Below are 9,920 nucleotides of genomic sequence, written 5' to 3'. Positions count from 1 at the left end.
GTCATTGTCAGATGAATTATATTATTTCATCTGACAACCACAGAGGGATCATAACACAGACGACCTACTTTTTCATTAGCCCCCATTCGTCATTGTCTACTAGGCGGATCAGAGAGAATCCCTTCTATTTCATTTTATGCTGTCGATGCCAATAACACACCGTCTTCATCGAAACAAAAAGCACTTCATAAATGGCCAGAAAGGCAATTAATCCCACCCAAAACTCGCCGAATAGCGATACACGCCCTTCCAGCCACCTGCTCAACATGGTACTGACTAACAGCAGAGAAAAGTACGCCCAAAAACTGGTTATTTTAGTCTGCCAGATTTCCCCTAAAAGTTTCATGTGAAACACTCCTCACTACTCCCTCTTCTCAAAGAGACTACCAGTTTAATCTTAGCACATTCACTAAGCGAGAAGTGTCGCTCTCATACCTCCTGTGAGTCGAACTGCCTCAGTTCTCGCAAGAAGCGTGGACTGAATACCGGAATCGTTGCCAACACCATCACGCCACCCAAGCCGACAATCAAGACCGGTAACGCCGCCAAATGAGTTAACGGCACACTTACCATCGCCGCGATTGGATTGGCAATGGAGAATAGTGTCAGAACAGCTCCAATAATCAAGCCAATCTTATCTTTATCCGCCGACAGCTGAACGATGGAGAAGTAGATCACGGCCGAAATGCTGTTGAAGAAGCCATAGCCTAACCAGGCCACGCCCACCAACACCACATTTCCCCATGTCGGATCAGTCCGGCCACTGAGCCCCAACAGAATCATCATGGTTGCCTGTCCCAGTAGTAAAAATGGGTACCATTTCGCAGACGCTCCCGCTCGATGGACTTTAGAAAACAGCGATGCTCCAGCAATTCCGCCCACGGTCAGCGTTATATCGATCAGATTATAGACGAACGGATACCGGGCAAAAATGTCGACACTAAATTTCGGCATCAACAGCCAAATCGACCAATAGCCAAAGTTCGTGAGCAGGGCTACCGGAATCATATAGCTAATCATGGGATTACGGACGACCAGACGGAGGCCTTGGGCAAAGTCCCGCAGCGTTTTGCGAATGGCTAAGTGTTCTCGTTTCACTGGTGCGGGGTCACTTTCAATCCGACTGAGTGCCATTACGGAGAGCGCCAACGCTAGAAATGCCACGCTTAACGCCAGAGCCGGTGCCTTTAGGTACACTAGCAAAACGGCTAACGCGGACGAGGCAATCGATGAGATTTGGTTAGCCGCCGCAACCCATGAATTTGCGGTAAACAACGTCGAATCATCCGTAATTAAAGCTGGTGCGACCGATTCCGTTAACGGGCCGTAGACCACGCCTAGCAAGGCATCCACCATCACAATTCCAAATAAAACGGCCGTTCCTTGATGCCAGGTCAAGACGATCAAGCCACCGCAACCCATCATTACCAGCCGGAGTGTCGCAATCCCCTGCAGCAAGCGAATCTTACTGTGCTGGTCGACCACATATCCCCCGACAAAGGCGAATAATAACATTACCATCGAAAAGGTCCCCAGTATGGAAATAACAGCTTGACTCCGCGTCTGCTGGTACAGGTACCAGTAAGTGTAGGTCATGAGGGCGCTGACCGTTAGCGTACCAAGAAAATCGCTGATGATGACCCGTTTGATTTTAACCATACATCGCTGGGCTCCCTTCCGTGCTTCGAAATCCATCGATAGCTAACGCAGACCGCTTTACTCCGTCGTAGCCTCCGCGAAATCCACGCGCACAATCAGTAACGTTGCCAGCAACGTGATCGCCGCGCCAACGATGTAGACCACCGCGATGCTCACGACACCTGACAACAAGCCACCCAACATCATTCCCAGTGGTAAGGACACATTTGACCCCGCCAACATGGCACCGTTCACTCTGCCTAGCACGTGGCCCGGTGTACGTGTCTGAATCAGCGTAAAGACCGATACGTTTAGGAAGCCACCGGCCATGCCGATTACGGCCATCATCACCAACGTCACAATCAGGTTTTGGAATAACGCCATCAACAGGACCGCCGTTGCCATCGTTGTCAGTGAGAACAACAGCTTGCGTTTCAACGACCATTTCACCAAATTGACCAACACGTTTCCCAGGATAATTCCCACCATCAGCGTAACCTGCGAAACGCTATACATAAAGGAACTCGTGTGTAGCGTTCCCTTGACCCACGCTACGTCTAATCCCATAATCGGCCCCAACGTCAGATTGACAATCATTGCGAGTAAAATAATGCTCCGCAGCACCTGATGATGGGCAACGTAAACGATACCGTCGTACCAATTACCGAGGGTCGTCTCGTCATTTTCCACCACGATCTGTTCATGCAACACGTGATTGACAATCGTCAGGCAAACCAGCGACACTAGGAAAGTAGCGCCGTTAATCAGTGCAAACGATGTAATCGGCAGTAGCGTCACTAAAATTCCGCCTAGTAACATCCCAATAATCTGCGTCACCATCTGGAGGCCCTGGTTCAACCCGTTTGCCTGGCTCAGATGGTCCTCGTCAATGATCTGTGGAATCAGGGCATCTTCGGCTGGGTCGAAAAAGGTTCCCAGAATCTTAGACAGAAAGGAGATTCCCACAATGGTAAAGACCGTGACGTCGTTGCCAAAGTAGATGGCCGCCGCAATGAACATCAACACGGCCTGCGCAACGTCCACAATCTGCATGATTCGCGTCTTCAGGTACTTGTCCGCTAAGAATCCCGTGACCAAATTCAATAAGACCAATACGTTAAATAGTCCCGACACTAACCCTATTACGACCGAATTACTCGTCACCTTGTACAGGTAAATCATGATGGCAATGTCAAAAAAATTATTCCCTAAGCGCGAGGTCGCCTCGCCTGCTAATAACACGTAAAAGATTCTCGGAATTTCAACCAGCTCCCCACTGTCAACGACCACTTCCATTTACCCCAAAAATAACTAAACGGATACTGATAATAATCATTATTATAGTAGGACGGCTAACCATGCTAGCTCTTTTTAACCTGATTTTGCTTTCTAAATTTCGTTTACAATCAAACTAAACCTAAAATTTCCGCTCGCAAAAAACACACCCACCCGCCAAGAACTATCCGTTCTCAACCAGTGGAGGTGTTTTCGGTGACTTTAATCTTCAGCGTAAGGTCGTGGGCATTCCCCCAGCTACCTAGCTAAAACGTGCGCCAAAAGGCAGTCAACTCCGCTTAACCCCGATAGACAAACAATCCAAAACCGGGATTATTCGTCTATCGACGTTAATGCTCATTGACTAACCGCCTTTCGTCCCACTCTCTCTTTTTACTTTCCGTTCAACATCTGTTGCGCTTGCGTCTGACTCAAGTGATAGTGATAGTACTTCTGATAAAAGGCCTGCGTTTCGCTGACCATGTTCAAGCCCCTAAATTGCGCTGGATGGAGCTTCTTGGCTGCCCACAAGACCTGTAGGACCTCTTCCGCACTGTAGCGGTCCCACGGGAACGTTCCCTGCGGATTGCCATACACTCGACCGTGCTTGACGGCCGTTAGCTTACGTAGCACCGGATTCTGACGAAGCGCCCGCTGTGCCTTAGCCGTGGTCGTGCTACCGACAATGATGACGTCGGGATTGGCCTTGGCCAACTGTTCGGTCGTGACAGAAATCATGTTGCCGGACTGCTTGAGCGCATTTTGCCCACCGGCCGCCTTGATCCACTCATCGACGATTGTCCCGCGCCCATCGACCTGATTCAGGTTGGTCGCGTTGACAATGTGCAGGACCTTCGGCTTGGCCGTCACGCCCCTGAGCCGCCGTTTGACGGTGTTCAGGTTACGCGTCAACGTCCGTTGATACGCGTCAGCCACCTTGGGCGCGGTGCCCCCCAGCACCTTTGCCGTCAACGTTACCGACTTGCGGAGACCCGCAAAGTCCTGGTACATGGCATTGACCGTGGGAAGTTTAGCTGACCGAGCCTTCTTGACCTGGGCCTCATCCGCGGCGATGACCACGTCCGGCTTGGTCTTGAGGAGTTCTTCAATCTGCAGATCATCCCCAGAAAATGGTGCCGTCACGTGCTTGATGCGCGGATTGACCGTTTGAAACCAGGGTGATTGCTTGATCAGTTGCGTGGTCGCGACCAGTCTTCGCTGACCTCCCAGCAACAAGACAACTTGGTTATTGGCGTGCCAGAGATCGGCCACCCGCGTTACCCGGGTCGGCACCGTGACCTTTTTCCCGGTCATGTCGGTGACGATGTGGGTCGTTTGGCGGCTGGTGGTGGCGTTACTCGAACGACCACAACCTGTAGCGAGGCCTAACACCGTCAGCAGTGCTAGCCCAATCGCCCAGAAATGTGTTCGCTTCATTATCCGATCGACCCTTCCATTTCAAAGCTGATCAGTCGGTTCAACTCGACCGCATATTCCATCGGCAGTTGCTTGGTGAAGGGTTCCACGAAGCCCATGATGATCATTTCGGTGGCCTTTTCTTCGGAGATACCGCGGCTCATCAGGTAATAGAGTTGCTCTTCGGAAATCTTCGAGACCCGCGCTTCGTGTTCCATGGAGACGTTGGAATTGGAGATTTCATTGTACGGAATCGTGTCGGATGAGGACTGGTCGTCCATGATGATCGTGTCACATTCCACGTGGGCCTTGGACCCATCGGAGTGACGACCAAAGCGCACGGTCCCACGGTAGTCGGTCGCCCCACCGGTCTTGGCGATGGACTTGGAGACGATGGAACTCGAGGTATTCTTGGCGTTGTGGATCATTCGTGCCCCGGAATCCTGATGAATCCCGTTGCTGGCCACGGCGATCGACAACATGGTCCCCCGTGCGCCCTCACCGTTCAAGTAAACGCTGGGGTATTTCATGGTGACTTTGGACCCGAGGTTTCCGTCGACCCATTCCATCGTGGCGTTCTCTTCGGCTGCGGCCCGCTTCGTTTCCAGGCTGTAAACGTTGTTCGACCAGTTCTGGATGGTGGTGTAACGGCAGTAAGCGTCCTTGGCGACGTTGACCTCGACCACGGCGGCGTGCAGACTGTCCGACGAATAGTTAGGCGCGGTACAGCCTTCGACGTAATCGACTCGCGCCCCCTCGTCAACGATGATCAGGGTCCGTTCAAATTGACCGGAGTTTTCGGCGTTCAGGCGGAAGTAGGATTGAATTGGCGTCTTGGTTTGGACACCCTTAGGGACGTAGATAAAGGACCCACCAGACCAAACGGCCGCGTTTAGTGCCGCGAACTTGTTGTCGGTTGGCTTGACCAATTTGCCAAACCACTTCTTGAAGAGTTCGGGGTATTCACGCAACGCCGTGTCGGTATCGGTGAAGATGATGCCAAGCTTGGCAAAATCATCGCGCATGTTGTGGTAGACAACTTCGGATTCGTACTGTGCGGAGGATCCCGCTAAGTATTTTCGTTCGGCTTCGGGCACGCCTAAGCGGTCGAAGGTCTTCTTCAAATCGTCGGGCACATCTTGCCAGTCACGATACTTCTTGTCGGTCATCTTCTGATAGTACAGCATGTCTCTCAGGTCTAAGTCGGACAGATCTGGGCCAAAGTCCGGCATCGGCATGCGCTTGTAAGCGGCGTAGGCCTTCAACCGGTAATCCAGCATCCACTGTGGTTCATGCTTAGCAGCCGAGATCTCGCGCACCGTTTCTTCCGTTAAGCCCCGCCCAGTCGAGTAGGCTGGTTTGATATCATCGTGAAATCCGAATTCATAGTCGCGGTCATTGGCGACCACATCAGGTACTTCTGCCATTATGACTCCTCCTCGCTAGTGTCGTCAGTTTCTTCGAGTAAGGCCCGCTGCAGTGCCCACCAGGAAAGGGTGGCACACTTGATGCGCGCTGGAAACTGCATGATATTTGATAAAATAGCCGCGTCCTGTAACTCGTCCAAGTCGGCTTGGGGGTGTTCCTTACCGATCGCCATGTCGGAGAAGGTCTTCGCCATCTTCAAGGCTTCTTCCTTGGACTTGCCCATGACGGCATCGGTCATCATGCTGGCGGATGACTGACTAATGGTGCAGCCGTCGCCGGTAAAGCCGATGTCGGCGATCTTGTCGTCCGGCGTCAGATTAATTTCAAGGTTGATCACGTCACCACAGGTCGGGTTCTTCAGCGTAATCGTGTTGGTGCTCTCAGCCAGGTCGTGCTTGTGGTGCGGATGATCCGCGTGATCCAAAATAACTTCACGGTAAAGACTATTCAGCTTTGACAGTCCCATGATTAAAGAACTCCTTTGTTTCCTGCAGTGCCGTCAGTAATTTATCAGCATCTGCTTGTGTATTGTAAAGGTACAGACTGGCCCGTGCCGTGGCAACGAGGCCTAAGTAATCCATCAACGGTTGCGCGCAGTGGTGACCCGCCCGAACGGCAACGCCCTCCATATCCAGCGCCGTTGCGACGTCGTGGGGGTGCAGGTTGTCGAGGTTAAAGGCGATGACGCCAGTGTGCTTAGCCGGATCTTGCGGCCCGTAGACCGTGACGCCCGGCATAGCTTCCATCTTCGGTAAGAGATAATCGACCAGTTGTTGTTCGTGCGCTTGGATTCGGTCCATGCCGATGTTGGTCAGGTAGTCGACCGCGGCGCCCAAACCAATAGCTCCGGCAATATTTTGTGTGCCGGCCTCAAACTTCCAAGGCAGTTCGGCCCAAGTGCTGTTATCGCGGTGAACAAAGCCGATCATCTCGCCACCATACTGGTAAGGTGGCATGGCCTGCAGGAGGTCTTCCTTGCCATACAACACGCCGATACCCGTGGGCCCCATCATCTTGTGACCGGAGAAGGCGTAGAAGTCGACGTCCAAATCAGTTACGTCGACCGGCATGTGCGGCACGGATTGCGCGCCGTCACCGACGAAGATGGCCCCGTGGTCGTGGGCTAATTTTGCCAGTTGCTTGACCGGCGTCACGGTCCCCATCACGTTGCTGGCGTGGGCGACCGCAACGATCTTGGTCTTGTCGGTAATCTTTGTGGCGGCATCGGCCATGTCGAGTTCGCCGTCAGCGGTCAGTTCGATGTATTTCAGCGTGGCGTGTTTCTTGATAGCCAACTGCTGCCAAGGGATCAGATTGCTGTGGTGTTCCATGATGGAGATGACGATCTCGTCGCCAGCCGTCACGTTGGCCTCGCCATAGGTGCTGGCGACCAGGTTCAATCCGTCCGTGGCGCCCTTGGTGAAGATGATCTCGGTCGGCTTCTCGGCGTGGATAAAGTGTTGAACCTTATGCCGCGCATCCTCGTAGGCCGCCGTGGCTCGTTCGGCTAAGGTGTGGACCCCGCGGTGAACGTTGGCGTTGTCGTGCTGGTAGAAATGGGTCAGCGCGTCGACCACTTGATTCGGCTTCTGGGCCGTGGCGGCGTTGTCCAAGTAGACCAGCCGCTCGTCGTTAACTTCTTGATTTAAAATGGGAAAATCGGTCAGTGACTCACTCAACTTCTGCGCCATTTTCAAGCTTCCTTTCGATTGTATCCGTCAGATTCTGCCGCACGTCCTTGGCTGGAATGGCCTGTAACACGGCGCTCAGGAAGCCCCGAATGACCAAGCGTTTGGCTTGGGGTTCGGTGATTCCGCGGCTCATTAGGTAGTACATCTGCTTGGCGTCGACCTGACCCACGCTTGCGGCGTGGCCGGCCAACACATCATTTTCATCGATTAAGAGAATCGGGTTCGCGTCCCCGTGGGCCTTGCTGGACATCATCAGCACGCGGTTTTCCTGTTCGGCATTGGCACCGGCCGCCCCGTGGATGATGTGGCCGATCCCGTTAAAGATCAGCGTAGACTTTTCCATAATGACCCCACGTTGGAGGATGTTCCCGGTCGACTTCTTGCCGCGGTTGGTGACGCGGGTGTTGACGCCGACGCGTTGCCGACCCCCGGTCAGGGTGATGACCTTAGCGTCGGACTTGGAATTTTCACCAATCAGTTCGGAGTCGAAATCACCGAACGTGTCGCCGTCGTTCATCAGGCCGATCGCCCAATCAACGTTGGCGTCGCGGCTGATGTTGGCCCGCCGGTTGAGGTAGGTCGTGGTGTTGGGTCCCAACTCGTCAAAGGAGGAGAAGTGGACCTCACTGTTTGGCCGGGCGAGGACTTCGACCACGCAACTGGCAAGGTTGGCATGGTCTCCCTTGGTCGTCAAATGTTGCATGACGGAGAAGTGGCTGTCCTCTTCGGCGACAATCAGGACGTGCGAAATCATCGGGTGATTATCCTGCGTGCTGTCCTGAACCAGGTGAATTTCGATGGGGTCGTCAATGACCACACCTTTAGGCACGTAGAGGAAGACGCCGGAGTTGAGGAAGGCCGTGTGAAAACTGGTCAACCGGTCCTCGTTAGTCTTAATGATTTTATCCATAAAGTGTTTTTGCGTTAAGCGCGGATGCTCGCGGAAGGCCGAGAAGATGTCGGTCAAAATGACACCCTGGTCGTCGAGCTCGTCGGGCAAGTTGGCCGCATACGTGGTCTGCCCGACCTGCACGATTTGAATGTGGTCGTCAGCAACCGGCACATTTTCCAGCAAATCGGCACTAGACCGGCTAAATTTCAGCGGGTCATCGGTTGGCGTCAATGGCCAGCGGTGAATGTCGAAGCGATTGACTTCGGGCAAGGCTGCGGTGGCCATGTCATCAACGGCGGCTAGACGCCGGTCGACGAACCAATGTGGCTCGCCGTGGTCGTTCGCAGCGGCCGCGAGTTCCGTTTTAAGTGCATCGTAATCTTGAACTGCTTCCATGTGTTCGGCCCTCCTTAGTTCTCGTCGACTAATTCAACGTCCAGCCCTAAGTCGTCACGCAGGCCGGCGTAACCCTCTTTTTCCAGCGTCTTAGCGAGGTCGGCATTGCCAGTCTTGACGATGCGACCACCCATCATGACGTGGACCACGTCGGGAACGATGTAGTTCAGCAGACGTTGGTAGTGGGTGATGATCAGTGACCCGAAGTTGTCGCCACGCATGGAGTTGACCCCTTTGGAAACGACCTTCAAGGCATCGATATCGAGACCGGAGTCGATTTCGTCAAGCAGGGCAAATGTTGGCTTGATCATCAATAATTGCAGGATTTCGTTGCGCTTCTTTTCCCCACCAGAGAAACCTTCGTTCAGGTAACGTTCCGTCATGGATTCGCTCATGTCGAGGAGCGCCAGGTTCTTGTCGAGTTCCTTTAAGAAGGCCATGACAGAGATCTGGTCGTCATCGGCGCGGCGAGCGTTCATGGCCGCCCGTAGAAATTCGGCGTTGGTGACGCCTTGGATTTCAGCGGGGTATTGCATGCCGAGGAAGAGGCCTTTGCGGGCGCGTTCATCGACGGGCATCTTGAGAATACTTTCACCGTTTAACAGGATGTCCCCCTGCGTCACGTGGTAGTTGGGTTGGCCCATGATGGTCTGTGATAACGTGGACTTCCCAGTCCCGTTAGGCCCCATGATGGCGTGGATCTCGCCGGTCTTCATGGTCAGGTTGACCCCTTTGAGGATTTCCTGCGTCTTGTTCTGTTCGTCGTCCTTAACCTCAACGTGTAAGTCTTTCACTTCAAGTGTTGCCATCGAAATCATCCTCCAAAAATTGAGTTATGTAAGTTCAGTGTTGATGTTGGTGTTCGCCTGCGGCTGTCAGGCGCCATGCTGTGGGGACCGGTTGCGGCCTGAGAAACGAGCCTACGCCACCGACACAGCATTACGGATTGTCCGGGATCGCGTCCACCTTATATTGGCTTCCCACAATACCAGGAATATTCCAATCATATGTAGCGCTTACACCCTTGTGGTCACGGGATTCCCTTTAGTTCAATTATACCCGTTATTATCCGTTTATAATTTCATTATAAGCACTGAATATTCCAATTTAAATTAGGCAAATCCCCCATATCTTCCCTCTCAACTATATTTAGCAGGAATAATTGGCGGTTAAGCACTCCCCCC

Annotated in this window: 9 protein-coding genes; all 9 read right to left on the bottom strand. The window is 53.0% G+C overall.

The features are described from left to right. Positions 1 to 124: 124 nt before the first annotated feature. The 9 genes from FC99_RS03870 to sufC all read right to left on the bottom strand — a co-directional run bounded on the left by FC99_RS03870 (position 125) and on the right by sufC (position 9,545). On the bottom strand, positions 125 to 346 hold the full coding sequence (locus FC99_RS03870) for a hypothetical protein (protein ID WP_048733393.1): 222 nt from the start codon (positions 344 to 346) through the stop codon (positions 125 to 127). A gap of 83 nt (positions 347 to 429) precedes the next feature. Beyond that, positions 430 to 1,659 (bottom strand): MFS transporter, encoded by a 1,230-nt coding sequence (locus FC99_RS03865; protein WP_048733395.1) that lies wholly within the window; start codon positions 1,657 to 1,659, stop codon positions 430 to 432. A 57-nt stretch (positions 1,660 to 1,716) separates the two neighbouring features. After that, on the bottom strand, positions 1,717 to 2,934 hold the full coding sequence (locus FC99_RS03860; protein ID WP_082153199.1) for an MFS transporter: 1,218 nt from the start codon (positions 2,932 to 2,934) through the stop codon (positions 1,717 to 1,719). 372 nt (positions 2,935 to 3,306) lie between these two features. After that, positions 3,307 to 4,350, bottom strand: coding sequence for an ABC transporter substrate-binding protein (locus FC99_RS03855; RefSeq protein ID WP_056986467.1), 1,044 nt, complete (start codon positions 4,348 to 4,350; stop codon positions 3,307 to 3,309). Continuing rightward, entirely contained in the window at positions 4,350 to 5,756 is a 1,407-nt protein-coding gene (gene sufB / locus FC99_RS03850) for a Fe-S cluster assembly protein SufB (protein ID WP_048733399.1), read from the bottom strand. The genes FC99_RS03855 and sufB overlap by 1 nt, the downstream gene beginning before the upstream one ends. Then, positions 5,756 to 6,223 carry a Fe-S cluster assembly sulfur transfer protein SufU gene (gene sufU, locus FC99_RS03845; RefSeq protein WP_048733402.1) on the bottom strand — a complete coding sequence of 156 codons (468 nt, stop codon included), beginning with the start codon at positions 6,221 to 6,223 and terminating at the stop codon, positions 5,756 to 5,758. The genes sufB and sufU overlap by 1 nt, the downstream gene beginning before the upstream one ends. After that, positions 6,201 to 7,448 (bottom strand): aminotransferase class V-fold PLP-dependent enzyme, encoded by a 1,248-nt coding sequence (locus FC99_RS03840; protein ID WP_048733403.1) that lies wholly within the window; start codon positions 7,446 to 7,448, stop codon positions 6,201 to 6,203. Before FC99_RS03840 ends, sufU begins: the two co-directional genes overlap by 23 nt. Next, positions 7,429 to 8,736: a Fe-S cluster assembly protein SufD gene (gene sufD, locus FC99_RS03835; protein WP_048733405.1), complete on the bottom strand. Its 1,308-nt coding sequence runs from the start codon at positions 8,734 to 8,736 to the stop codon at positions 7,429 to 7,431. The genes FC99_RS03840 and sufD overlap by 20 nt, the downstream gene beginning before the upstream one ends. 14 nt (positions 8,737 to 8,750) lie before the next feature. After that, positions 8,751 to 9,545, bottom strand: coding sequence for a Fe-S cluster assembly ATPase SufC (gene sufC, locus FC99_RS03830; RefSeq protein WP_048733407.1), 795 nt, complete (start codon positions 9,543 to 9,545; stop codon positions 8,751 to 8,753). Between the last annotated feature and the right edge of the window lie 375 nt (positions 9,546 to 9,920).

It is taken from the genome of Levilactobacillus koreensis JCM 16448 (assembly GCF_001435525.1).
Lineage (GTDB): Bacteria > Bacillota > Bacilli > Lactobacillales > Lactobacillaceae > Levilactobacillus > Levilactobacillus koreensis.
Note: the sequence above shows the minus strand (reverse complement) of the source record. Positions and strands in the feature narration are given on the sequence as shown.